Origin of the sequence: Nonomuraea sp. SYSU D8015, from assembly GCF_008065375.1 — a bacterium.
Taxonomy (GTDB): domain Bacteria; phylum Actinomycetota; class Actinomycetes; order Streptosporangiales; family Streptosporangiaceae; genus Nonomuraea.
In genome coordinates, this window is sequence record NZ_VJYI01000034.1 from 31,890 (window position 1) to 55,884 (window position 23,995).

A 23,995-nucleotide genomic window follows, 5' to 3' on the forward strand; every position below is an offset into this window, starting at 1 on the left:
CTCGCACCGAGTAGACGCGCTGCCGCTCCGAGCCTGCCCTCGGGGCGGCAGCGCCGTCCCGCAGTGACTAAGGCGAATAGTAGAAGCCGGCCTAGCACTCGATGACGTTGACCGCGAGGCCGCCGCGCGAGGTCTCCTTGTACTTGTCGAGCATGTCCCGGCCGGTGTCGCGCATCGTCTTGATGGCCTTGTCCAGCGAGACGAAGTGGCGGCCGTCGCCGCGCAGGGCGATGCGGGCGGCGGTGATGGCCTTGATGGAGGCGACCGCGTTGCGCTCGATGCACGGGATCTGCACCAGGCCGCCGATCGGGTCGCAGGTCAGTCCGAGATTGTGCTCGATGCCGATCTCGGCGGCGTTCTCCACCTGCTCCGGGGTGCCGCCGAGCGCCTCGGTCAGCCCGGCGGCGGCCATCGAGCAGGCGGAGCCGACCTCGCCCTGGCAGCCGACCTCGGCGCCGGAGATGGAGGCGTTCTCCTTGAAGAGCACGCCGATGGCGGCGGCGGTCAGGAAGAAGCGGATCACCCCGTCGTCGTCGGCGCCCGGGATGAGGCGCGTGTAGTACGTCAGCACCGCCGGGATGATGCCCGCCGCGCCGTTGGTGGGGGCGGTGACGATGCGGCCGCCTGCGGCGTTCTCCTCGTTGACCGCCAGCGCGAACAGCGACACCCAGTCCATCGCCTGCAGCGGATCGGCGCCCGAGGGCTCGGCCTGCAGCCGGCGGTGCAGTTGGTGGGCCCGCCGCCTGACCTTCAGGCCGCCCGGCAACACGCCCTCCTTGGAGATGCCGCGCCGCACGCTCTCCGACATCACCCGCCACAGCCGCAGGATGCCGGCGCGGATGTCCTGCTCGGTGCGTCCGAAGGCCTTCTCGTTCTCCAGCATCAGCCCCGAGATCGACAAGCCGGTGGCGGAGCAGTGTTTGAGCAGGTCCTCGGCGGTGGTGAACGGATAGGGCAGGACGGTGTCGTCCGGCTTGATGCGGTCGGCACCGGTGGCGTTCTCGTCCACCACGAAGCCGCCGCCCACCGAGTAGTAGACCTTCTCGCGCAGCACCGATCCGTCGGCGGCCAGGGCGGTGAAGCGCATGCCGTTGGGGTGCCCGGGCAGGCTGATCTTGCGTTCGAAGACGAGGTCCTCGCCGACGACGAAGGGGATCTCATGTGTGCCGTACAGCTGGAGCGTGCCCGAGGAGCGCATTTCTGCCAGGCGGTCCTCGACCGTGTCCACGTTGACGAGCTCGGGCTTCTCGCCCGACAGGCCGAGCAGGACGGCCTTGTCGCTGCCGTGGCCCTTGCCGGTCAGACCGAGGGAGCCGTACAGGATTGCCTCGACACGCGCCACCCGCGGCAGGAGGCCGTCGTCGTGCAGGCCCCGTGCGAACTTGTGCCCGGCGGCCATCGGGCCGCCGGTGTGCGAGCTCGACGGCCCGATGCCGACCTTGAACAGGTCGAAGACGCCGATGCTCATGTCACGTATTCCGTCGCCGCGTCGAGGAGCCACTCCGCCATGTAGGCCGCGAAGGACGAGCGGACCAGCACGAGGAAGCCGTCCTGCCGGGGAAGCAGCACGACCTGGGCCCGCGCCAGCGTGGTCTGCGCGCACCTGCCCGGGCCGAACACGCTCGGGTGCAGGTCGAGGGCGCACCCGTGGGCCAGCAGATCACGCGCGTGCGGACCCGCCACGAGCAGGGTGGTGCGCTGGGCCGACACGTCGACGACGGACCCGTGCCGCTCGCCGAGCGCCTTGCGCAGGAGCTCGGGCTGGTAACCCTCCGGCGCGACCACCAGCCACTCGTCCGGGCCGAGCCAGGCCACGGTGATGTCGGAGGCCGCGGTGACGGCGGTGCAGGGCTCCTCCGGGAGCGGCGCTCCCAACACGTCCGCGATGTCCCCGGCCGCCGGGCTCGCCGGATCGACCCGCACGTTGACGTGGGTGAGGAAGGGCAGCTCCGCCAGCCGCAGCCCCTCTCCCCGCGACGCGGCCTCGAACCGGTCGGCGTGGGCCGCGGCCGGACTCCTGCGCTCAGCCATCACGGCGGGCTCCTTCCGGGTCGTACAGGACGTGGGAGGTGACGGTGACGGGCACCAGCGTGCCGGCGACGGGTGCGTACAACCGCTCCCCGACCCGGCCCTGCCCGCCCTTCACCAGGGCGAGGGCGAACGTGCGGCCCAGGGCGGCGCTGCGGTAGCTGGACGTCACGTGGCCGAGCATGGGCACGGGCGGCTCCGGCAGCGTGGCCGTGGAGACCAGGTGGGTCCCCTCGGGCAGCAGGAACCCCGGGTCCTCCGGCAGCAGCCCGACGAGCTGCTTGCGGTCCGCCCGCGAGGTGTCGGCCCGCGTGAACGAGCGCTTGCCGATGAAGTCGGGCTTCTTCTTCGACACCACCCACGACATGCCCAGGTCGTGCGGGGTGACGGTGCCGTCGGTGTCCTGGCCGACGATGGGATAGCCCTTCTCGGCGCGCAGCACGTGCATGGTCTCGGTGCCGTACGGGGTCACGAGCCCGGTGTCCATGATGGCCGTCCACAGGCGCAGGCCGTCCCAGGAGGTCACGTTGATCTCGAACGCCAGCTCGCCGGAGAAGCTGATCCGGCACACCCGCGCCGGGATCCCGGCCACGTCCGCCTCCCGCCAGGTCATGAACGGGAAGTCGGCCGCGCTCACCGCCAGCCCGGGCGCGAGGCCGGCGAGCACCTCGCGCGACCTCGGGCCGACGAGCGCGACCGTGGCCCACTGCTCGGTGACGGACGTGCAGTGGACCCGCAGCGAGGGCCACTCGGTCTGCAGCCACTCCTCCATCCAGTCGAGCACCATGGCCGCGTTGCCCGTCGTGGTGGTGACGAGGAAGTGGTCGTCGGCCAGGCGGATGACCGTGCCGTCGTCGAGCACCATCCCGTCGGGCCGGCACATCACGCCGTAGCGGACGGAGCCGACCTTCAGCGAGCTCATCAGGTTGGTGTAGAGCCGGTCCAGGAACTCCCCGGCGTCGGGCCCGATCACGTCGATCTTGCCGAGCGTGGAGGCGTCCATCGCCGCCACGCTCTCGCGCGCGGCGCGGCACTCGCGCAGCACCGCGGTCTCCATGTCCTCGCCGGGGCGGGGGTAGTACCAGGGCCGCTTCCACTGGCCGACGTTCTCGAACAGTGCCCCGTGGGCGACGTGCCACTCGTGCAGCGCCGTCACCCTGACCGGGTCGTGCAGCGCGCCGCGGTCGCGACCGGCCAGCGCCGCGAAGCTCACGGGCAGGTACGGCGCGCGGAACGTGGTGGTGCCCAGCTCGGCCACCGAGGTCCCGAGGGCGTGGGCCACGACCGCCGAGGTGAGCAGCCCGGACGTCTTGCCCTGGTCGTGGGCCGTTCCGGCGGTGGTGTAACGCTTGACGTGCTCGACGGAGCGCAGTCCCGCGCCGGTCGCCCGGTGGATGTCGGCCACGGTCACGTCCCGCTGCAGGTCAACGAAGTGCGCCGAGTAGTCGTTCGCCGGGACCAGCCAGTACGCCGGCGCGTTGGTCGCCTCCGGCTCCGCCGCCCGGGGCGCCTCCGCGGCGTGCGGCCCGGCGTGCGGCCCGGCGGCGCGGGCGCCTGCGGCGGCGCCGTCGGCCAGGCAGCCGGGCAGCGTGAACACGCCTCCGGCGGCACCCGCCGGCTGGACCGCCTGACGGGAGGCGCCCGGGACGAGCGTGCCAAGGGCCTCGTCGTAGCGGAGCGTGCCGCCCGACTGGCTGAACAGGTGCACGACCGGATTCCACCCGCCGGACACGAGCAGCAGGTCGGCGTCGATCGAGCGGCCGCCGTCGCCGGTCGCGCCGACCAGGACCGAGGAGAGCTGCCCGTCGCCCCGAGCGGCCGTCACCACGTGCCCGGCCAGGAGCTCGATGCCGCGCTCGCGCGCCCGGGCGGCCCAGCGCTCGCCGGGCGCGGTCCGCACGTCCACGATGGCCGCCACCTCGACGCCCGCCTCCGCCAGGTCGAGGGCGGCGGCGTAGGCGCTGTCGTTCGCGGTGAACACCACCGCCCGGCGGCCCGGCAGCACCCCGTATCGATGGACGTAGGTGCGGGCCGCGCCGGCCAGCATCACACCGGGCAGGTCGTTGCCGGCGAAGGCGATCGGCCGCTCGTGCGCGCCGGTGGCCAGCACCACCTGCCGCGCCCTGATCCGCCAGACCCGCTCGCGCGCCACGTGCGCGGGGGCCGCCGCGCCGAGGTGGTTGGTCCGCCGCTCGACGGCGACCAGGTAGTTGTCGTCGTAGTAGCCGAAGACGGTGGTGCGCCGCAGCACCCGCACGTCGGGCAGCCCTTCCAGGTGGGCCGCGGTCGCGGCCGCCCACTCGGCGCCGGGCACGCCGTCCACCTCGTCCGGCGAGCCGAGGAGGGCGCCGCCGGGCTCGGGCTGCTCGTCGGCGAGGATGACCCGGGCGCCGGCGCCGGCGGCGGCGCGGGCGGCGGCCAGCCCCGCCGGGCCGGCGCCGACCACGAGGACGTCGCAGTGGGCGTGGACCGCGTCGTACCGGGCCGGGTCCGGCTCGGTGGCGAGCCGTCCCTGCCCGGCCAGGCTCCTCGCGACCAGGCCGTCGTAGAGCTCGACGGTGGTGGCGGGAAGCATCGGCTCCGGAAACGGCTCCTCGATCTGGACGACCGCGTTGGGTTCCTCGCTGCCGGCGGAGAACACGCCGCGCGGGCGGCCCAGCTTGACGCTCGTGGCGATCTGGCGCACGCCGCCCGCTAGCAGCGCGGAGGCGAGCGTGTCACCGGGGTGGCCGGTGTACTCCTGCCCGTCGAACCGGAAGCGCAGGGTTCGGGAGCGGTCGATCCGGCCGCCGTTCTCCCGCCTCATGAGGTCACCGGCCGCGGCTCGCCGACGCGGTAGACGGCGTGGATCTCGTTGGTCGCGGTGTCGCGCAGGGCGTTGAACCAGCGGCGGCAGCCGGCGGAGTGGCTCCAGCGCTCGGCGAACACACCCTTGGGGTTGTCGCGGAAGAACAGGTAGCGGGCCCACTCCTCATCGGAGAGCGCGGCCGGGTTCTCCGGGTAGGCGACGTGGGCCTGGCCGCCGTAGTGGAACTCGGCCTCCTCGCGAGGGCCGCACCACGGGCAAGGGATCAGCAGCATGTGACGTCCTCAGTGGGCGACGGCGGCGGCGCCGTGCTCGTCGACGAGCGCCCCGGTGACGAATCGGTCAAGGGAGAAGGGAGCGGCGAGGGGGTGCGGGTCGTCGTGGGCCACCGTGTGGGCGAAGCACCAGCCCACGCCGGGGGTGGCCTTGAAGCCGCCGGTGCCCCACCCGCAGTTGATGTACAGGCCGTCGACCGGGGTCAGCCCGATGATCGGCGAGGCGTCCGGCGAGACGTCCACGACGCCGCCCCAGGTGCGCAGCACGTGCGCCCGGGCGAAGACCGGGAACAGCTCCAGCGCCGCGGCCATCTGCCGCTCGATGATGTGGAAGGCGCCGCGCTGGCGGTAGGAGTTGGCCGCGTCGATGCCCGCGCCCATCACCAGCTCTCCCTTGTGGGCCTGGCTGACGTACACGTGGACGGCGTTGGACATGACGACCGTCGGGTGCACGGGCTCCAGCAGCTCGGAGACCAGCGCCTGCAGCGGATGGCTCTGCAGCGGCAGGTCGATGCCGGCCGTGGCGGCGACGACCGAGGTGTGCCCGGCGGCGCACAGCGCCACCCGGCCGGCGGCGATCGCGCCGCGGGTGGTGTCCACGCCGGTGACCCGGCCGCCGCTCACCCGCAGCCCGGTGACCTCGCAGTTCTCGATGAACTCGACGCCGAGCGCCGCGGCGGCCCGGGCATAGCCCCACGCGACGTGGTCGTGCTTGGCGATGCCCGCGCGCGGCTGGAAGGTCGCGCCGAGCACCGGGTAGCGGACGTCCGGGGAGACGTTGACGATCGGGCAGACCTCTTTGACCTGCGCGGCGTCCAGCCACTCGGCGTCGACGCCGTTGAGCCGGTTGGCCTCCACCCGGCGTACGCTGTCGCGGACGTCCTGGAGGCTGTGCGCGAGGTTGAGCACACCGCGCTGGCTGAACAGCAGCGGGTAGCCGAGCTCCTCCTCCAGCCCTTCCCAGAGCTTGAGCGCGTGCTCGTAGATGCCGGCGCTCTCGTCCCACAGGTAGTTGGACCTGATGATGGTGGTGTTGCGGGCCATGTTGCCGCCGGCCAGCCAGCCGCGCTCCACGACCGCGACGTTGGTGATGCCGTGGTTCTTGGCCAGGTAGTAGGCGGTGGCCAGACCGTGGCCGCCACCGCCGACGATCACCACGTCGTAGGCGGCCTTGGGCTCGGCGGCGCTCCACAGCCGGTCGGGGTGCTCGGGCAGGTGGGCTCCGGGGGGACGGGGGGTCATCGGGCCTCTCCGTAGAGGTGGTGCTTGCCGGCGAGGGCTTCGACCCTGCCGCGCAGGAACGACAGGTCGGCGCCCGGGGTCAGGGCGCTCGCGATGACGTCGGCGACCTCCTTGAAGTCGTCGGCGGCGAAGCCGCGCGTGGCCAGGGCGGGCGTGCCGATCCGCAGCCCGGAGGTGACCATCGGCGGGCGCGGGTCGAACGGCACGGCGTTGCGGTTGACCGTGATGCCGGCGGCGTGCAGCCGGTCCTCGGCCTGCTTGCCGTCCAGCTCGGAGTCGCGCAGGTCCACCAGGACGAGGTGGACGTCGGTGCCTCCGGTGAGCACCTTGACCCCGGCGGCGACGGCGTCGGGGGCCAGCAGCCGGTCGGCCAGGATGCGCGCGCCCTCCAGCGTGCGCCGCTGCCGGTCACGGAACGCCTCCTCGGCCGCGATCTTGAAGGCGACGGCCTTGGCTGCGATGACGTGTTCCAGCGGCCCGCCCTGCTGGCCCGGGAACACCGAGGAGTTGATCTTCTTGGCGAGGTCCTCGGTGGACAGGATCACTCCGCCGCGCGGGCCGCCGAGGGTCTTGTGCGTGGTGGTGGTGACCACGTGGGCGTGCGGCACGGGAGAGGGGTGCAGGCCGGCCGCGACCAGGCCGGCGAAGTGCGCCATGTCGACCATGAGGTAGGCGCCCACCTCGTCGGCGATCCGGCGGAAGGCCGCGAAGTCGAGCTGCCGGGGGTAGGCCGACCAGCCGGCGATGATGAGCTTCGGCCGGTGCTCGCGGGCCAGCCGTTCGACCTCGTCCATGTCGACCAGGTGGTCGCTCTCGCGTACGTGGTAGGCGACGACCCGGTAGAGGCGTCCGGAGAAGTTGATGCGCATGCCGTGCGTGAGGTGGCCGCCGTGGGCCAGGTCGAGGCCGAGGATGGTGTCGCCGGGCTCCAGCAGGGCGGCCATGGCCGCGGCGTTGGCCTGGGCACCGGAGTGCGGCTGCACGTTGGCCGCCTCCGCGCCGAACAGCGCCTTGACCCGGTCGGTGGCGAGCCGCTCTATCACGTCGACGTGCTCGCAACCGCCGTAGTAGCGCCTGCCCGGGTAGCCCTCGGCGTATTTGTTGGTGAGCACCGAGCCCTGGGCGGCCATGACGGCAAGGGGCGCGAAGTTCTCCGACGCGATCATCTCCAGCGTCGAGCGCTGCCGGGACAGCTCCGCCTCGATGGCGGCGTGGACCTCCGGGTCCACCACGTCCAGCGGGGTGTCGATCATGTGACGTCCTCTCCTAACCGCGCAGCCGGGTCATCGCCGGGTCGAACAGGGGCTCCTCGGCCACCACGGCTTCGACGCGCCGGTCGAAGTAGCCGATGTGGAGGCTCTGGCCCGGGGTGGCGAGGGAGGCGGGCAGCCAGGCGTAGGCGATGGCCTTGCCGATCGTGTATCCGTAGGCGGCGCTGGTGACGTAGCCGACCGCGCGCTCGCCGTCGTACACCGGCTCCCTGCCCATGACGACCTCGCCGGTGAGCAGGCAGGCGAGCCGGCGGGTGACCGACTCCTTGCGGGCGAGCAGCGCGTCGCGGCCGATGAAGTCGCCTTTGTCCAGCTTGACCGCGAACCCGAGACCGGCTTCGTACGGGTCGTGCTCGAACGTCATGTCCGTGCCGAAGGAGCGGTACCCCTTCTCCAGCCGCAGGCTGGTGAAGGCGCCGCGGCCGGCGGCGATGACGCCGTGGTCCCGGCCCGCCTCCCAGAGGGTGTCCCACAGCTTGAGTCCGAGGTCGGCGGTGGTGTAGATCTCCCAGCCCAGCTCGCCGACGTAGGACAGGCGGAGCATCGTGACGGGCACGTTGCCGATGTAGGTCCGGGTGCCGCGGAAGTAGCGCAGCGCGGTCAGGTCGGTGGTGGTGAGCGGCTGGACGAGGTCGCGCGCCCTGGGCCCCCAGACGCCGATGCAGCACGTGCCGGGAGTGACGTCGCGGACGAACACGTCGGCGGGGCGGTGCCGCTCGAACCAGTCGAGGTCGAGGTTGCCGTTGGCGCCGACCTGGAAGTGTTGCGGGCCGAGGCGGGCCACGGTGACGTCGCTGCGGATGCCGCCGTCGGTGTCGAGCAGCAGGCAGTACGTCACGGAGCCGACCGACTTGTCCACGTCACCGGTGGTGAGGCGCTGCAGGAAGGCGACGGCTCCCGGGCCGCTGACCTCCAGCCGCTTGAGCGCGCTCATGTCGTACATGGCGACGGACTGGCGGGTGACCTGCGCCTCCGCGCCGACGATCGGCGACCAGTACCGGGCCGCCCAGTCGCCGGGGACGGGGATCTCGCGGCCCTGCCGCAGCGGGTCGTTCGCGCCGTACCACTGCGGGCGCTCCCAGCCGGAGGCCTCCAGGAAGAACGCGCCGAGCTCCTGCTGGCGAGGGTGGAAAGGGCTGGTTCGCAACGGGCGGGGATGCTCCATCGGCTGGAGCGGGTGGATGACGTCGTAGACCTCGACGTAGTTCTGGCAGCCGCGGTCTTTCACGTAGTCGGGCGCGAGCTGGTGCGGCTCGAACCTGTTGACGTCGCACTCGTGCAGGTCGAACGAGGTGCAGTGGCCGTCGACGAGCCATTCGGCCATCGCCCGGCCGACTCCGGCGGAGTGGGTGACCCAGACCGCCTCGGCCACCCAGAAGCCCTTGACCTCGGGTGACTCGCCCATCAGCGGCAGGTGGTCCGTGGTGAAGGAGAACAGCCCGTTGATACCCTCCTCGATCTTGGCCGAGCGGGTGGACGGGAGCAGCTCCTGGGTCTCCGACCAGGCGTCGGCGAAGTCGTCGGGGGTGAAGGTGAGCACCGACGGCATGACCTCGGCGGTGTCGACGGACAGGATGTCGTCGGCGTCGACCGGCATGGGGCGGTGGCCGTAGTAGCCGATGCCGAGGGTGTCGAAGCGCTCGCGGTAGTACAGGTCGGCGTCCTGGTGGCGGAGGATGGGCCGCGAGGCCTCGACCGTCTGACCGGCCAGATCGGGCACCTGTCCCGTCCAGGCGAGCTGGTGGGCGAGCGGCGTGAGCGGCAGCCGCATGCCGACCATGCGGGCGACCCGCGGGCCCCAGATCCCGGCGCAGCACACCACGATCTCGGCGGGGATCTCGCCCTGATCGGTCACCACCGCGGTGACCCGGCCGCCTTCGGTCCTGACGTCCAGCACCTCGTGCCGGGGCAGCACCCGCACGCCGCGCTCCCGGGCCCGGGAGAGCTGCGCGTCGACCGCTTTGACCGCTTTGGCCAGGCCGTCGGTGGGGATGTACAGCCCGCCGAGCACCTTGCCGGCGTCGAGGAGGGAGTGCTTGGCCGCGCTCTCCTCGGGTGAGAGCAGGTGGGCCTCGACCCCCCAGGAGGCGGCCCAGCCCTGGCGGCGGCGCAGCTCGGCGAGCCGCTCGGGAGTGGTGGCCACCTCGAGCCCGCCGACCTGGAGGAAGCTGTCCAGCTCGACGAACTTCTCGACGGTGTAGCGGGCCATCTCGGTCATGGTCTTCGAGCCGTTGATCTGGAACACCAGACCGGGGGCGTGCGAGGAGGATCCGCCGGTGGCGGGCACGTCTCCCTGGTCGACGACGGTCACGTCGGTCCAGCCGCGGGCGGACAGCTCGTCGGCGAGAGCCGCGCCGACCACGCCCGCGCCGATGATGACGACGCTCGGGCCCGTCATAGCCACCTCCGTTGTTGCGATATATGCAACCAAGCGCACTTTTCGCAACAAGCGTCGCTCGCTGCGTTCCAGGTGTCAAGGGTGCGTTCTGTCGGATTCCGTACGATTTGCGGCCCCCGGCGGACACGCGCGCGCCCGGCCGGGTCGAGTCGTCGACCTGGCCGGGCGCAAGGGCGGATCTCAGCTGCTCGGCAGCCAGGCCTTGACCTTGTCGGGGTTGTCGGCCACCCACTTGGCGGCCGCCTCGTCGGCCGTCATCTTGTCCTCGGCGATGTACTTCGCCACGAGGTTCTGGTCCTCGTTCGTCCAGGTGAAGTTCTTGATCAGGGTGTAGGCGGGGCTGCCCGAGTCCGCGAACTTCTTGCTGACGATCTTGTCGAGCTCGTACGGCGGATAGTCGCAGGCCACCTTTTCCGGATCGGCGTCACAGCCCTCCTTGTAGGCGGGCAGGTTGACCTTGACCAGCCTGAGTTCGGAGAGGAACCACTGCGGTTCGTAGAAGTAGCCGATGATCGGCTTCTGCTGCTTCTCCGACTGGCGGAAGGCGGTGATGAGCGCCGTCTCGCTGCCCGCGTACACGACCTTGTAGTCGAGCTTGAGGTTCTTCACCAGGGCCTCGTCGTTGGTGACGAACGAGGGATCGCCGTCGAGGAGCTGGCCCTTGCCGCCGGACTCCGAGGTCTTGAACAGGGAGGCGTACTTGTTGAGGTTGTTCCAGTCGGTGATGTCGGGATACTTCTTGGCCATCCACGGCGCCACGTACCAGCCGATGACGCCCTTGTTGCCGGTCGGGCCGGCGGACACGGCGACCTTCTGGTCCTCGATGTACTTCTTCTTGAGGTCGTCGTGAGCCCAGTTCTCGACGACCGCGTCGACCTCGCCGGTGCCGAAGCCCTGCCAGGCCACCTCCTCCTTCAGGTCCTTCTTGACCACCTTGCAGCCGAGCTGCTTCTCGGCGACGTACGCGATCACCGCGGCGTTGGCCTCGTAGCCCACCCACGGGTTGATCGCGAGGTTGACGGTGCCGCAGGCCTTCGCGCCACCGCCGCCGGCCGCGGGCTGGGCCTCACCGACCTTCGCCCCTCCGCACGCGGTGAGCAGGAGGCCTGCGCCGGTCACGAGCACGGCGGCCCGTACCTTTCCGCTTCTTGTCACTGACACCTGGTCCTCCTGTGTTTCCCTCCGGCCGGCGGCCGGTGTCTTTCAGTGCTGATGTGATCCGCCGTGCGCCGCCTGGTCGGCGCGCTGGGTGGCGGCCCGCATGACGCGGTCGAGCACGATGCCGAGCACGACGATCGCGATCCCGGCGGCGAGCCCCTTGCCCCGCAGCTGGTGCTGCGAGAATCCGGCCACGACGTCGTAGCCGAGCGCTCCCGCGCCGACCAGGCCGCCGACGACCACCATGGAGAGCACGTAGATGAGTCCCTGACTGGCCGCCAGCGTCACGGCGCTTCGCGCCATCGGCAGCTGCACCTTGGAGATGAGCTGCCAGGTGCTCGCCCCCGCCGAGGTGGCGGCCTCGACCGTGGTCGCGGAGACGCCTCTGATGCCCTCGGCGACCAGCTTGATGGCGACCGGCGCCGCGAACACCACGGCCGCGATGATCGCGGTGAACCGCGTCGGGCCGAACAGGCCGAGGATGGGCACCAGGTAGACGAAGGCCGGCATGGTCTGGCCCGCGTCCAGCACGGGCCGGAGCACCATGTCGGCCCGGTCGCTGCGGCCCATCCACACCCCGGCCACCATGCCGAGCAGCATGACCAGGACGGTCGCGACGAGCGTCGAGGCGAGCGTGACCATGCTGTCCTGCCACAGCCCGAGCACCACCACCAGCAGCAGGCCCACCGCGGTGACCAGCGCGGCCCGCGCGCTGCCCACCAGCAGGGCGACGGCCACGGCGACCGCGGTGACGAGCCACCAGGGAGAGCCGGCCAGCACCGTCTGGAACGGGTTGAGCAGGCCGTTGGTGAGCAGGTTCTTGACGATGTCGGTGTAGGCGACCAGGTTGTCCTGCGCCCACAGGCTCACGGCGTCGGCGGCGCGGCGCACGTACGAGCCGAGGTTGGCCTCGATCGGGAACTCCGCCGCCCAGACGTAGGTGTAGGACAGGTAGCCCAGCACGGCGGCGACGCCGAGGACGCCCGCCACCTCCAGGCGGCGGCCCCGCACCGTGCGCAACCGCCCGGCCCGGCGTGCGGCCTCCACGCGGCGGCTGGCCGCCGAGGTCACCCGGTCGAGCACCACCGCCATGATGACGATGGCCAGCCCGGCGTTGAACGCGGTGCCGACGTCGAGCGTCTGCAGCGCCTTCAGGACCGTCTGGCCCAGGCCAGGCGCGTCGATGAGCGCCGCGATGGTCGCCATGGACAGGGCGGCCATGATGGTCTGGTTGACGCCGACGATGATCGTCTGCCTGGCCATCGGCAGCCGCACGTGCCGCAGCGCCTGGGCGGAGGTGGCGCCGAGCGAGGCGCCTGCCTCCAGCGTGTCGGGCGAGACCTGCCGGATGCCGTGCGCGGTGATCCGGATGGCCGGCGGGATCGCGTAGATCATCGTGGCGACCGTCGCGCTGGCGGGGCCGATGAGGAAGAACAGGGTGAGCGGCGCCAGATAGACGAACGTCGGCATGGTCTGCATGAAGTCGAGCACGGGGGTGACCAGCCGGTGGAACCGGTCGCTCAGGCCCGCCCACACCCCGAGCGGGACACCGACGGCCAGCGACAACGCCACCGCGGTCAGCGTGAGCGCCAGCGTGTCCATGCTCTCCTGCCAGAGGCCGAGCACGCCGAAGGAGAGGAAGCCTGCGGCGGTCAGCAGCGCCACCCGCACGTTGCCGTAGAGCAGGGCGATCGCGGTGGCCAGGCCGACCACGCCGAGCCAGCCGAGCACGGGGAGCGGCCGGTCCATGGCCGGCTGGCTGATGAGGGCCTGGACGAACGTCACGGCCTCGTCGAGGAAGAGCCGGATGTAGTTGATGAAGTAAAGGAAGATCGGATTGCTGTTGCGGCTGTCGTCGATGGCGTCCATCGCCGCGTTGAGCCAGGAGTGGAGCGGCGTCAGCTCGGCTCCGCCGAGCGCCAGCGTGTCGCGCCCGCGCAGCAGCACCCAGCCCGCCGCCCAGAAGGCGATCACCAGGGCGACCAGGTACCGGCGGGCGGGCAGCCGGGCGGCGAACGAGGTCGTGGCGGAGGCGGCCGTCATCGGTCCTGACCCCCGGCGATCACCTCGAGCATCTCCGCGCTGGTGACCACGCCGAGCAGGCTCCCTCCGTCCGTGACGCGCACCGGCCGATCGGCGGACAGCACGGCGTGGACGGCGTCCCGGATGACCACGTCGGGGCCGAGCTCGGGCCCGTCGAGCGGCTCACCGGACTGCGGCGGGCGCATGATCCACCGGAGCGTCAGCACGTGCGAGCGTGGGACGTCGCTGACGAAGTCCCTGACGTAGTCGTCGGCCGGCGCTCCCACCACCTGGTCGGGCGTGCCCACCTGGACGAGCTCGCCGTCGCGCATGATGAGGATCCGGTCGCCGAGTTTGAGCGCCTCGGCGAGGTCGTGGGTGATGAAGACCATCGTCTTGCCCACCTCGTGGTGCAGCCGGATGACCTCGTTCTGCATCTCGCGCCGGATCAGCGGGTCCAGCGCCGAGAACGGCTCGTCGAACAGCAGCACCTCGGGGTCGGCCGCGAGCGCCCGCGCCAGGCCGACGCGCTGCTGCATGCCGCCGGAGAGCTGGTCGGGGTAGGAGTTCTCGAAGCCATTGAGTCCGACCAGGGCGACCACCTCGCGGGCGCGCGCGTACCGGTCCTGTTTGGCGACCCCGCGGATCTCGAGCCCGAAGGCGACGTTGTCGAGCACGCACCGATGCGGCAGCAGGCCGAAGTGCTGGAAGACCATGGCCATGCGGTGCCTGCGCAGCTCGCGCAGCCGGCGGTGGTCGGCCTTGCGCACGTCCTCGCCGTCGAGCAGGACCTCGCCGGCCGTGGGCTCGATCAGCCGGGTCAGACAGCGAACGAGGGTGGACTTGCCCGAGCCGGACAGGCCCATGACGACGAAGACCTCGCCCCGGCGCACCTCGAACGAGACGTCGCGGACGGCGGCGACGCAGCCGGTCTGCTCCTTGAGCTCCTTACGCGTGAGCGAGCTGCCGACGACGCTCTCGGCCTTGGGGCCGAACACCTTCCACAGTCCGCGCACGGACAGGACGGGAGGGGCGTCGATGTCGAGTCCACTACGTTCGGCCACTGACGGCACGGTCATGACTACCTCTTGGTCGTCGGAGCGTCAGTTCGCTGGGAACCACCGCTGGGGGCGCGGGCGGGTGTTCTGCCACACATGCTTGATCTCGCGATATTCGTCCAGGCCGGTCGGTCCGAGCTCGCGGCCGATGCCCGACTGCTTGAAGCCACCCCACTCGGCCTGGGGTACGTAAGGGTGGTAATCGTTGATCCACACCGTGCCGTGCCGCAGCCGGCCCGCCACCCGCTGCGCCTTGCCGGCGTCCTGGGTCCATACGGCGCCCGCCAGGCCGTACTCGGTGTCGTTGGCCAGGCCGACGGCCTCGTCCTCGGTGGTGAAGCGCTCCACGGTGAGCACCGGGCCGAACGACTCCTCGCGGACCACGCGCATGCCCTGCTTGCACTCGTCCAGCACGGTGGGCCGGTAGAAGAAGCCGGGGCCGTCGAGCCGGTGTCCCCCGCAGCGCAGGACGGCGCCCTCGGCGACCCCCGCCGCCACGTACTCCTCGACCTTGGCCAGGTGCGCGGCGGAGATGAGCGGGCCGGTGTGGGCCTCGGGGTCGAACGGCCCGCCCAGCCGGATCAGCTCCGCGCGCCGGACGACCTCGTCGACGAACGCGTCGTGCAGCGAGTCCTCCACCAGCAGCCGGGCCCCGGCCGAGCAGACCTGGCCGGAGTGCAGGAACACGGCGGTGAGCGCGAAGTCGACCGCGGTCTCGAAGTCCGCGTCGGCGAAGACGATGTTCGGGTTCTTGCCGCCCAGCTCCAGCGCCACGCGCTTGACCGTGGCGGAGGCCGCCGCCATGATCCGCCGTCCGGTGTCGACACCGCCGGTGAACGACACCAGGTCCACGTCCGGGTGCTCGGCGAGCGGCGCGCCCGCCGCCGGCCCGGCGCCCAGGACCAGGTTGGCGACGCCCGCCGGCAGGCCGGCCTCCTCCAGCGCGCGCATCAGCAGGATCGCGGTGCTCGGGGTCAGCTCGCTGGGCTTCAGCACGAAGGTGTCGCCGGCGGCGAGTGCGGGCGCCACCTTCCAGGTGGCCTGCAGCAGCGGGTAGTTCCACGGCGTGATCAGGCCGCACACCCCGACCGGCTCGTAAACGATGCGGCTGATCGCGTCATCGCGCCCCGTGTCGACCACGCGGCCCGCGTCGGTGCCGGCCACGCCGGCGAAGTAGCGCAGGCACGCGACGGAGTCGTCGACGTCGTACTCGCTCTCCACCAGGCGCTTGCCGGTGTCGCCTGACTCGGCGCGGGCGAACTCCGCGCGGTCGCGCTCGAGCAGGTCAGCCACCCTGAACAGCAGGGCGCCGCGCTCACGGGCCGGGGTGGCGGGCCACGGGCCCCGGTCGAAGGCCTGCCTGGCAGACTGGATCGCCGCCACGGTGTCGGTCGCGGTGGCTTCTGCGACCGTGGTAACGAGACTGCCGTCGGCAGGCGAGTGAATGGCCCGCTGTCCGCCTTCGGCCGGCTTGGTCCACGTGCCGCCGATATAGAGATCGGTCATCGGCACACCTTTGATCGTTGCGTATGGCGCAAGTCAATGCTGATTGAGGAACAGGATTGACCGCTCTCCCGGCATTCGTCAAGAGCTAGCAGAAATCACTTGACGAATCGCTCGCCGTTATTTCCGCTGCGCCACAGCATGCCCTCTTGACTGAGGCGGCCCCGGAGATGGACCCTGTTGCGTATACGTCACCATTTTGCGCCATACGCAACACTAGGGGGTGCGATGTCTCCTCGGCCCGATCCTGGACGCGAGTTCATCCTCACGGTCTCCTGTACCGACAAGCCAGGCATCGTGTACGCCGTGACCAGCTTCCTGGTGCAGCACGGCGGCAACATGCTGCAGAGCAAGCAGTTCAACGACCGCAGGGGCGGCGGCTTCTTCATGCGCGTGCACTTCACGGCCCAGCACGGGCTGGAGGAGCTGCGCGCCGGCTTCACCTACGTCGCCGACTCCTTCCAGATGACCTGGCGGCTCAACGACGCCGCGACCCCCACCAGGTCGCTCATCATGGTGTCGAAGTTCGGCCACTGCATGAACGACCTGCTCTTCCGCCGCCAGGTGGGCGGGCTGAACATCGAGATCCCCGCGATCGTCTCCAACCATCCCGACCTGGAGCCGCTCGCGGCCTCCTACGGCGTGCCGTTCCACCACGTGCCGGTGACGCCCGAGACCAAGGCCGAGGCGGAGGCCAGGGTGCTGGAGCTGGTCGAGAAGTACGACGTGGACCTCGTGGTGCTCGCCCGCTACATGCAGATCCTGTCGGACGAGACATGCAAGCGCCTGGAAGGCCGGGCCATCAACATCCACCACTCCTTCCTGCCGGGGTTCAAGGGCGCCAAGCCGTACCACCAGGCCCACGAGCGCGGGGTGAAGCTCATCGGCGCGACCGCGCACTACGTCACGGCCGACCTCGACGAGGGTCCGATCATCGAGCAGGACGTCGCCAGGGTGGACCACGAACTCGACCCCGACGACCTGATCGCGGCCGGCCGGGACGTCGAGGCCCACGTGCTGGCCCGTGCCGTGAAGTGGCACAGCGAGCACCGGGTGCTGCTCAACGGCGACCGCACGGTCGTCTTCCGCTGACCGACGCACGAGCAGGAGGCGGTGGGGGGCGTCCCGCACCGCCTCCTTTTCACTTCTTCTGGTGCCGGTAGAACTCGACGGTCTCGGGCGGGAGCGGGGTGTTGCCGAGGATCAGGTCGGCCGCCTTCTCCGCCAGCATCATGACCGGCGCGTAGATGTTGCCGTTGGTGACGTACGGCATGACCGAGGCGTCCACCACGCGCAGCCCGTCGACGCCGTGCACGCGCATGGTCTCCGGGTCCACCACGGACATCTCGTCGATCCCCATCCTGGCCGTGCAGGACGGGTGCAGGGCCGTCTCGCCGTCCTTCGCGACCCAGTCGAGGATCTCCTCGTCGGTCTCGACGGACGGCCCCGGCGACAGCTCCCCGGTGCTGAACTCGGCCAGCGCGGGCTGCCCGAGGATGCTCCTGGCCACCCGGACGGCCTCCACCCACTCCCGGCGGTCCTGCGCGGTGGACAGATAGTTGAACCGCAGGGCGGGGTGCTGCCGGGGGTCGGCGCTCTTGATCTTCACCGAGCCGCGGGCATCGGAGTACATCGGCCCGACGTGCACCTGGTAGCCATGCCCGCCCGCGGGCGCCGAGCCGTCGTAGCGGACCGCGATGGGCAGGAAGTGGAACATCAGGTTGGGATAGTCGACGTCGTCGTTGCTGCGGACGAAGCCGCCGGCCTCGAAGTGGTTGGTCGCCCCTGGCCCCTTGCGCAGGAAGAGCCACTGCGCGCCGATCCACGGATGGCGCCACTTCTGCAGGTTGGGCTGCATCGAGACCGGTTCGGAGCAGCCGTGCTGGATGTAGACCTCCAGGTGGTCCTGCAGGTTCTCGCCGACGCCCGGCAGGTCGTGCACCACGCCGATGCCCAGCGCGGACAGCTCACGCGCGTTGCCGACGCCCGACAGCTGCAGCAGCTGCGGCGAGTTGATGGCGCCGCCGCACAGGATGACCTCTTTGGCGCGTACGGTGCCGCCGTCGTACTCCACGCCGACCGCCCGCGTGCCCTCGAAGAGAACCCTCGACACGAACGCGCGGGTCTTGACCGTGAGGTTCGGGCGCTTGAGCACCGGGTGCAGGTAGGCGCGGGCGGCGCTGAGCCGCCGGCCGCGGCGGATGTTGCGGTCGAAGCGGGCGAAGCCCTCCTGACGGTAGCCGTTGACGTCGTCGGTGAGCGGGTAGCCTGCCTGCTGGACGGCCTCGAAGAACGCCGTGTAGAGCGGCGTGGTCGCGGGCCCGCGCTCCAGCGCCAGGGGCCCGTCATGGCCGCGGAAGGGGGTGCCCGGGTCGGCCAGGCAGTTCTCCATCCGCTTGAAGTAGGGCAGGCAGTGGGCGTAGTCCCAGTTCTTCATCCCGGGGTCGGCGCCCCAGCGCTCGTAGTCCATCGGGTTGCCCCGCTGGAAGATCATGCCGTTGATGCTGCTGGAGCCGCCGAGCACCTTCCCCCGGGCGTGGTAGATCCGCCTGCCGTGCATGTGAGGCTCGGGCTCGGACTCGTACTGCCAGTCGTAGAAGCGGTTGCCGATGGGGAACGGCAGGGCCGCGGGCATGTGGATGAACACGTCCCACGGATAGTCCGGGCGGCCGGCCTCCAGGACCAGCACGCGCGTGGCAGGGTCCGCGGAGAGCCGGTTGGCCAGGGCGCAGCCCGCCGAGCCGCCTCCGACGATGACGAAGTCGTACTGGTGTGACGTCATAGTGCCTCGTCTCATCGCACGTTTCACCGAATCGTATCGCTATACGCACCGTGTTTCACTAGATGCAACATGAGATCTTTTGGTCGTACGTTCGACGCAGGTTCCCCGTAGCACTTACAGTTTCGCTATGAGCAACGACTCGGGCAGCGGGGGCGTGCAGTCCGTCGACAGGGCGATCAGTGTGCTGGAGATCCTGTCCCGCCGGGGCGAGGCCGGCGTGAGCGAGGTCGCCGCGGAGATCGACGTCCACAAGTCGACCGCCTTCCGGCTGCTCGGCGCGCTGGAGGCGCGCGGCCTGGTGGAGCAGGCCGAGGACCGCGGCAAATATCGCCTCGGCTTCGGCATCATCCGGCTGGCGGGCGGGGTCAGCACGCAGATGGACATCATCCAGCGGGCCCGGCCGGTCTGCCACCGGCTGGCCGAGGAGATCGGCGAGACGGTGAACATCGCCGTGCTCCGCTCCACGTACGCGGTCAACCTCGACCAGGTCCGCGGCCCGTCGGCGGTCACCGCCTACAACTGGGTCGGCCAGATCACCCCGCTGCACGCCACCTCCAGCGGCAAGGTGCTGCTCGCCCACCTCGACGACCAAGAGCGCGCCCGGCTGCTGTCGGAGGTGACGCTGGACGGCCTCACGGCCCGGACGATCATCGACGTCGACGCGCTGGAGAAGCAGCTCGCCGAGGCGCGCCAGGCGGGCTTCGCCTTCTGCCTGGAGGAGCTGGAGGACGGGCTCAACACCATGGCGGCGCCCATCCGCGCCTACCACGGCGAGGTCGTCGCCGCGGTCAGCGCCTCCGGGCCCGCCTACCGCTTCAGCCTCGAGCGCATCCAGGAGTTCGCGCCCCTCCTCATCGGCGGGGCCGACGAGATCAGCCGGCGGCTCGGCTACGCGGGTTAGCCGACCCGGTCCTGGACCCATTCGTGGAAGGCGCCGATGTGGTGCTCGCTGGGCACCAGGACGCCGCCGTCGCGGTACGTGCGCGAGCTCATCGCGGGCTGGCAGCGCTCGCAGGCGTCGAAGTCCTGTTCGTTGACCCGGTGGAAGAGCTCGACCGACTTGTTCAGATCCTTGCCACTGGCCACGACCTCCGGCAGGTAGAGCCAGTCGCACTCGACCACCGTGCGGTCGACGGCGAGGGGGAACATGCGGTGCAGGATGACGTGGTCGGGCACCAGGTTGACGAAGACCTGCGGCTTGATGGTGATCGCGTAGTAGCGCCGGTCCTGGTCATCTCTCAGCGTCGGGATGCGGTCGAGCCCCTCCGAGCCGTCCACGGTGAAGCCCTCGATCTGCTCGCCGAACTCCGCGCCGTGGCCGACGAAGTATTGAGCGGCGTACCCGTCGGCGAACTCCGGCAGCACCTCGGTCAGCTCAGGGTGGATCGTGGCGCAGTGGTAGCACTCCATGAAGTTCTCGACGATGAGCTTCCAGTTGGCCTTGACGTCGTAGACGATCCGCCGGCCGACCTCCAGGTTCGCCACGTCGTAGTTGTCGATCAGCTCGAGCGCGCCCAGCCGCTCGGCCACCGCGCCGTGCACGTCCTGCTCGAACGACGGCGGGTCGTCGGCCAGGCAGACCCACACGTAGCCGAGCCATTCCCGGACGTGCACCTTCACCAGCCCGTACTTCACCCGGTCCAGGTCGGCCATCTTGGTCAGGTTGGGCGCCGCGATCAGCTTGCCGTCCAGGTCGTACGTCCACGCGTGGTAGGGGCACTGGAAGGCCCGCTTGACCTCGCCGGACTCCTCCGTGCACAGGGTCGCGCCGCGGTGCCGGCAGACGTTGTAGAAGGCCCGGATCGACCCGTCACGCGCCCGGCTGATGATCAGATTCTCGGTGCCGACCTGCACCGTCCTGAACGACCCCGGCTTGGGCACGTCGGACGAGCGTACCGCGCAGAACCACATCGCCTCGAAGATTTCCTTCTGCTCCAGCGCGAAGATCTCCGGATCGGTGTAGTAGCGGCCCGGCAGGGTGGGGATCACGCTGGAGGTCGTTGCGGTGGTCACGGAAGTCTCCTCTGGGTACGGGCCGGGTCAGTGCCCTCGGCGGATCCAGTCCTCTAGCTGCGGAGCCTCGGCTCCGATGGTGGTGTCGTCGCCGTGCCCGGTGTGCACCACCGTCTCGGCGGGGAGCGTGAGCAGGGTCTGGCTGATGGACGAGATGATCGTGGGGAAGTCGCTGTACGACCTGCCCGTGGCTCCCGGTCCACCCTGGAAGAGGGTGTCGCCGGAGAACAGCGCGCCGAGCTCGGGCACGTACAGGCACACGGCTCCCGGGGCGTGCCCGGGGGTGTGCAGGACGTGGACGGCGCAGTCCCCGAGGCGCAGGATCTGCCCGTTCACCAGCGGCCGGTCCGGCGACGCGGAGGGGTGCGCGAGCTTCCAGAGCACCTCGTCGTCCGGGTGCAGCAGCACCGGCGCCCCCGTGCGCGCGGCCAGCTCGGGCGCGGCGTCGACGTGGTCGTTGTGGGCGTGCGTGCAGACGATCCCGGTGACCCGGCGGTCGCCCACGGCACGTGCGATCGCCGCGGCGTCGTGGGCCGCGTCGACGACGAGGACCTGGTCGTCGTCACCCAGCAGCCAGACGTTGTTGTCGACGTCCCACGTGCCGCCGTCCAGGCTGAAGGTGCCGGAGGTGACCAGGCGCTCGATCCGCATCACAGCACCACCACGGAGCGCAGCACCTCGCCGTGGTGCATCTTGGTGAAGGCCTCCTCGACGTCGCCCAGGCCGATGGTCTCGGTGACGAACGCGTCGAGGTCGAAGCGGCCCTGCAGGTAGAGGGAGATCAGCATGGGGAAGTCGCGGCTCGGCAGGCAGTCGCCGTACCAGCTGGACTTGAGCGCGCCGCCGCGGCCGAAGACGTCGAGGAGCGGCAAATCGAGCGTCATCTCGGGAGTGGGGACGCCCACGAGCACCACGGTCCCGGCCAGGTCGCGGGCGTAGAACGCCTGCTTGTACGTTTCCGGCCGGCCGACCGCGTCGATCACCACGTCCGCGCCGAAACCGCCGGTGAGCTCCCTGATCCGTTCGACCGGGTCGCTCTCCTTGGCGTTGACGGTGTGCGTCGCGCCGAAGCCGCGAGCCCAGTCGAGCTTCCGGTCGTCCACGTCGACGGCGATGATCGTGGTGGCGCCGACCAGCCGGGCCCCGGCGATCGCCGCGTTGCCGACGCCGCCGCAGCCGATGACCGCGACCGAGTCGCCGCGGCCGACGCCGCCGGTGTTCACTGCCGCGCCGAGGCCGGCCATCACGCCGCACCCGAGGAGTCCGGCGGCGGCCGGGGAGGCGGCCGGGTCGACCTTCGTGCACTGGCCCGCGGCCACCAGCGTCTTCTCGGCGAACGCGCCGATGCCCAGGGCGGGGCTGAGCGGCGTGCCGTCCGCCAGCGTCATCTTCTGGGTGGCGTTGTGGGTGTTGAAGCAGTACTGCGGGCGGCCCCTGAGACAGGAACGGCAGGACCCGCACACGGCGCGCCAGTTGAGGATGACGAAGTCGCCGGGCGCGACGTCGGCGACGCCGGGGCCGACGGCCTCCACCACACCGGCGGCCTCGTGGCCGAGCAGGAACGGGTAGTCGTCGCTGATGCCGCCTTCACGGTAGTGCAGGTCGGTGTGGCAGACGCCGCAGGTCTGCACCTTCACCAGCGCTTCGCCCGGGCCCGGATCCGGCACGAGGATCGTCTCCAGGCTGACCGGCTTGCCCTTGCCCGTCGCGACCACGCCGCGTACTTCATGAGCCATGTCTTACTCCTGTGCTAGCCGGCCTGCACCGGCATGGTCTCGAGTTGGCGACGCCAACGGGTGAACAGCCGGACCTGGTTGACGCCCAGCACCGCCACCGGCCGATCGGCCTGCCGGTAGACGGCGAGGAACCTGCCGTCGGCCGGATCGCCTTCCTCCACGGTCACGGTGTCCGCCTCGTCGGCGCGCCCGATGAACTGGATCTTCATGTCGAACTGGTCGGACCAGATGTAGGCCGGGCGCGGGGGCGCCGGGCGGGCGGTGCCGCCGGACAACAGTGTCGCCGCCGCGACGGCGGCCCGCTGCCGGGCGCCGGTCCAGTGCTCGATCCGGTGGTGACGGCCCTGCGCGGGGTCCCACCAGGCCGCGCAGTCGCCGACGGCGACGATCCCCGGGACGGAGGTGCCGCCTCCCTCGTCGCAGAGCACGCCGTCGCCCAGTTCGACGCCGCTCCCCCGCAACCAGGCGGTGTTGGGCACCGCTCCGATGCCGACCACCACGACGTCGGCAGGCAGATGCGTGCCGTCTTCCAGCCGTACGCCGTCGGCGCGGAGCGAGCCCGCGCGCTCCGTGGCCGTCACCTCGGTCACGCGGGCGCCGGCGATCAGGCGGACGCCGCGCTGCTCGTGCAGGGCGGCGATGGCCTGAGCCATCGTGAGACCGACGACGCCGGCCAGCGGCGCCGGTCCCGACTCCACGAGGGTGACGCCGAGGCCGAGCTCGCGGGCCGTGGCGGCGACCTCGGCGCCGATGAAACCGCCGCCGATCACCACCAGTCGCCCGGCGCTCTCCAACTCGGCGCGCAGGGCGTGGGCGTCGTCGAGGGTGCGCAGCGTGTGCACGCCGCGCAGACCCTCGGTGCGCGGGAGCGTCCGCGCGGCCGCGCCGGTGGCGATCACGATGCCGTCGACCACCAGGGAGGTGCCGTCGCTCAACGTGATCCGGCGGGAGACCGCGTCCAGGCCGGTCGCGGCCACGCCGAGCCGCCATTCGATGCGGGGATCCTCGCCGTCGTCCTCCAGGGCCAGGTCGGCCTCGCCGATCACGCCCTTGAGGAAGTCCTTGGAGAGAGGGGGGCGGTCGTAGGGCCGGTGCCGCTCCTCCCCGATGACGACGAGCCGTCCCTCGTAGCCCTGATCGCGAAGGGCGCGGGCCGTCAGCAACCCGGCGAGCGAGGCGCCGACCACGCAGACCGTGTTCACGCCTGGCCCTTCACGGTGACACCCGGCGGCAGGTTGGGCGGCGCGTCCGACGGCACGACGTAGATGACGTCGTCCTCCACGACGACCTGATGCGTGCGGACCGGCCGCTTCGCGGGCGGGGCGTCCACCATCCCGGTGCGCAGGTCGAAGCGCGAGGCGTGCAGCGGGCATTCGACCTCGCAGCCCTCCAGCCATCCGTCCGCCAGCGAGGCATCCTGGTGAGTGCAGGTGTCGTCGATCGCGAAGAGGTCACCGTCGTCGGTGTGGAAGACCGCGATGGGCGGATCGACGTCGAGGCGGAGGGCCTCTCCTCGCGGCAGTGACGCGAGAGGGCACGCAGGGATCATCGTGTCACACCCCGGTTTCACAAAGAGAAACGTCTAGCGCTATACGCAACAGACTGAGGGTGCGGAATGCGGATGTCAAGACCGGTTTGCGGGGACTTGGTGCATGGTTTCTGATTGGGCTTCCCACCCGCTACCCGCAGGTCACGGGGAGGCC

Annotated in this window: 19 protein-coding genes; 2 read left to right on the forward strand and 17 right to left on the reverse strand. The window is 70.9% G+C overall.

Annotated elements, in window-relative coordinates; translation table 11 throughout:
* Positions 1-91: 91 nt before the first annotated feature.
* The 11 genes from ID574_RS54225 to ID574_RS54275 form a co-directional block, all read right to left on the reverse strand.
* Positions 92-1,468 carry an L-serine ammonia-lyase gene (locus ID574_RS54225; protein ID WP_188196929.1) on the reverse strand — a complete coding sequence of 459 codons (1,377 nt, stop codon included), beginning with the start codon at positions 1,466-1,468 and terminating at the stop codon, positions 92-94.
* Positions 1,465-2,031: a sarcosine oxidase subunit gamma gene (locus ID574_RS54230; protein WP_188196930.1), complete on the reverse strand. Its 567-nt coding sequence runs from the start codon at positions 2,029-2,031 to the stop codon at positions 1,465-1,467. The genes ID574_RS54225 and ID574_RS54230 overlap by 4 nt, the downstream gene beginning before the upstream one ends.
* Positions 2,024-4,834, reverse strand: coding sequence for a sarcosine oxidase subunit alpha family protein (locus ID574_RS54235; protein ID WP_188196931.1), 2,811 nt, complete (start codon positions 4,832-4,834; stop codon positions 2,024-2,026). Before ID574_RS54235 ends, ID574_RS54230 begins: the two co-directional genes overlap by 8 nt.
* Positions 4,831-5,109: a sarcosine oxidase subunit delta gene (locus ID574_RS54240; protein WP_188196932.1), complete on the reverse strand. Its 279-nt coding sequence runs from the start codon at positions 5,107-5,109 to the stop codon at positions 4,831-4,833. The genes ID574_RS54235 and ID574_RS54240 overlap by 4 nt, the downstream gene beginning before the upstream one ends.
* Positions 5,110-5,118: 9 nt before the next feature.
* Complete coding sequence (locus ID574_RS54245; protein WP_188196933.1) at positions 5,119-6,351, reverse strand: sarcosine oxidase subunit beta family protein; 1,233 nt, start codon at positions 6,349-6,351, stop codon at positions 5,119-5,121.
* A complete protein-coding gene (gene glyA / locus ID574_RS54250; protein ID WP_188196934.1) occupies positions 6,348-7,604 on the reverse strand; it encodes a serine hydroxymethyltransferase in 1,257 nt (418 codons plus the stop codon). Before glyA ends, ID574_RS54245 begins: the two co-directional genes overlap by 4 nt.
* Before the next feature lie 13 nt (positions 7,605-7,617).
* Entirely contained in the window at positions 7,618-10,020 is a 2,403-nt protein-coding gene (locus tag ID574_RS54255; RefSeq protein ID WP_188196935.1) for a GcvT family protein, read from the reverse strand.
* A 180-nt stretch (positions 10,021-10,200) separates the two neighbouring features.
* Positions 10,201-11,181 (reverse strand): ABC transporter substrate-binding protein, encoded by a 981-nt coding sequence (locus ID574_RS54260; protein ID WP_188196936.1) that lies wholly within the window; start codon positions 11,179-11,181, stop codon positions 10,201-10,203.
* Positions 11,182-11,223: 42 nt separating this feature from the next.
* A complete protein-coding gene (locus ID574_RS54265) occupies positions 11,224-13,221 on the reverse strand; it encodes an ABC transporter permease subunit (RefSeq protein ID WP_188196937.1) in 1,998 nt (665 codons plus the stop codon).
* On the reverse strand, positions 13,218-14,279 hold the full coding sequence (locus tag ID574_RS54270; protein WP_188196938.1) for a quaternary amine ABC transporter ATP-binding protein: 1,062 nt from the start codon (positions 14,277-14,279) through the stop codon (positions 13,218-13,220). The genes ID574_RS54265 and ID574_RS54270 overlap by 4 nt, the downstream gene beginning before the upstream one ends.
* 24 nt (positions 14,280-14,303) lie before the next feature.
* Positions 14,304-15,764: an aldehyde dehydrogenase family protein gene (locus ID574_RS54275; RefSeq protein ID WP_188196939.1), complete on the reverse strand. Its 1,461-nt coding sequence runs from the start codon at positions 15,762-15,764 to the stop codon at positions 14,304-14,306.
* A 225-nt stretch (positions 15,765-15,989) separates the two neighbouring features.
* On the opposite strand from ID574_RS54275, the gene purU reads away from it, so the two are divergent.
* Positions 15,990-16,853: a formyltetrahydrofolate deformylase gene (gene purU / locus ID574_RS54280; RefSeq protein WP_188196940.1), complete on the forward strand. Its 864-nt coding sequence runs from the start codon at positions 15,990-15,992 to the stop codon at positions 16,851-16,853.
* A gap of 49 nt (positions 16,854-16,902) precedes the next feature.
* On the opposite strand, the gene betA is transcribed toward purU, so the two are convergent.
* Positions 16,903-18,543 carry a choline dehydrogenase gene (gene betA, locus ID574_RS54285; RefSeq protein WP_188196941.1) on the reverse strand — a complete coding sequence of 547 codons (1,641 nt, stop codon included), beginning with the start codon at positions 18,541-18,543 and terminating at the stop codon, positions 16,903-16,905.
* Positions 18,544-18,670: 127 nt separating this feature from the next.
* Here betA and ID574_RS54290 point away from each other — a divergent pair, with 127 nt between their 5' ends.
* Positions 18,671-19,444, forward strand: a complete 774-nt coding sequence (locus ID574_RS54290) for an IclR family transcriptional regulator (RefSeq protein ID WP_223168071.1) — start codon at positions 18,671-18,673, stop codon at positions 19,442-19,444.
* On the opposite strand, the gene ID574_RS54295 is transcribed toward ID574_RS54290, so the two are convergent.
* The 5 genes from ID574_RS54295 to ID574_RS54315 are packed head-to-tail and all read right to left on the reverse strand — an operon-like array spanning position 19,441 to position 23,841.
* On the reverse strand, positions 19,441-20,556 hold the full coding sequence (locus ID574_RS54295; RefSeq protein ID WP_223168072.1) for an aromatic ring-hydroxylating oxygenase subunit alpha: 1,116 nt from the start codon (positions 20,554-20,556) through the stop codon (positions 19,441-19,443). The two genes, ID574_RS54290 and ID574_RS54295, sit on opposite strands and share 4 nt — an antisense overlap.
* A 27-nt stretch (positions 20,557-20,583) precedes the next feature.
* The gene (locus ID574_RS54300; RefSeq protein WP_188196942.1) at positions 20,584-21,207 is read right to left on the reverse strand and encodes an MBL fold metallo-hydrolase; all 624 of its coding nucleotides are present in this window, start codon (positions 21,205-21,207) and stop codon (positions 20,584-20,586) included.
* On the reverse strand, positions 21,207-22,292 hold the full coding sequence (locus ID574_RS54305) for an S-(hydroxymethyl)mycothiol dehydrogenase (RefSeq protein WP_188196943.1): 1,086 nt from the start codon (positions 22,290-22,292) through the stop codon (positions 21,207-21,209). The genes ID574_RS54300 and ID574_RS54305 overlap by 1 nt, the downstream gene beginning before the upstream one ends.
* A gap of 14 nt (positions 22,293-22,306) precedes the next feature.
* Positions 22,307-23,494 (reverse strand): NAD(P)/FAD-dependent oxidoreductase, encoded by a 1,188-nt coding sequence (locus tag ID574_RS54310; protein ID WP_188196944.1) that lies wholly within the window; start codon positions 23,492-23,494, stop codon positions 22,307-22,309.
* Entirely contained in the window at positions 23,491-23,841 is a 351-nt protein-coding gene (locus ID574_RS54315; RefSeq protein WP_188196945.1) for a bifunctional 3-phenylpropionate/cinnamic acid dioxygenase ferredoxin subunit, read from the reverse strand. Before ID574_RS54315 ends, ID574_RS54310 begins: the two co-directional genes overlap by 4 nt.
* Positions 23,842-23,995: the final 154 nt, after the last annotated feature.

Excerpts from the sequence above, each read along its gene's own strand:
- ID574_RS54225 (WP_188196929.1), bottom strand. The coding sequence starts at position 1,468 with ATGAGCATCGGCGTCTTCGACCTGTTCAAGGTCGGCATCGGGCCGTCG.
- ID574_RS54230 (WP_188196930.1), bottom strand. The coding sequence starts at position 2,031 with ATGGCTGAGCGCAGGAGTCCGGCCGCGGCCCACGCCGACCGGTTCGAG.
- ID574_RS54235 (WP_188196931.1), bottom strand. The coding sequence starts at position 4,834 with ATGAGGCGGGAGAACGGCGGCCGGATCGACCGCTCCCGAACCCTGCGC.
- ID574_RS54240 (WP_188196932.1), bottom strand. The coding sequence starts at position 5,109 with ATGCTGCTGATCCCTTGCCCGTGGTGCGGCCCTCGCGAGGAGGCCGAG.
- ID574_RS54245 (WP_188196933.1), bottom strand. The coding sequence starts at position 6,351 with ATGACCCCCCGTCCCCCCGGAGCCCACCTGCCCGAGCACCCCGACCGG.
- glyA (WP_188196934.1), bottom strand. The coding sequence starts at position 7,604 with ATGATCGACACCCCGCTGGACGTGGTGGACCCGGAGGTCCACGCCGCC.
- ID574_RS54255 (WP_188196935.1), bottom strand. The coding sequence starts at position 10,020 with ATGACGGGCCCGAGCGTCGTCATCATCGGCGCGGGCGTGGTCGGCGCG.
- ID574_RS54265 (WP_188196937.1), bottom strand. The coding sequence starts at position 13,221 with ATGACGGCCGCCTCCGCCACGACCTCGTTCGCCGCCCGGCTGCCCGCC.
- ID574_RS54270 (WP_188196938.1), bottom strand. The coding sequence starts at position 14,279 with ATGACCGTGCCGTCAGTGGCCGAACGTAGTGGACTCGACATCGACGCC.
- ID574_RS54275 (WP_188196939.1), bottom strand. The coding sequence starts at position 15,764 with ATGACCGATCTCTATATCGGCGGCACGTGGACCAAGCCGGCCGAAGGC.
- purU (WP_188196940.1), top strand. The coding sequence starts at position 15,990 with ATGTCTCCTCGGCCCGATCCTGGACGCGAGTTCATCCTCACGGTCTCC.
- betA (WP_188196941.1), bottom strand. The coding sequence starts at position 18,543 with ATGACGTCACACCAGTACGACTTCGTCATCGTCGGAGGCGGCTCGGCG.
- ID574_RS54290 (WP_223168071.1), top strand. The coding sequence starts at position 18,671 with ATGAGCAACGACTCGGGCAGCGGGGGCGTGCAGTCCGTCGACAGGGCG.
- ID574_RS54300 (WP_188196942.1), bottom strand. The coding sequence starts at position 21,207 with ATGCGGATCGAGCGCCTGGTCACCTCCGGCACCTTCAGCCTGGACGGC.
- ID574_RS54305 (WP_188196943.1), bottom strand. The coding sequence starts at position 22,292 with ATGGCTCATGAAGTACGCGGCGTGGTCGCGACGGGCAAGGGCAAGCCG.
- ID574_RS54315 (WP_188196945.1), bottom strand. The coding sequence starts at position 23,841 with ATGATCCCTGCGTGCCCTCTCGCGTCACTGCCGCGAGGAGAGGCCCTC.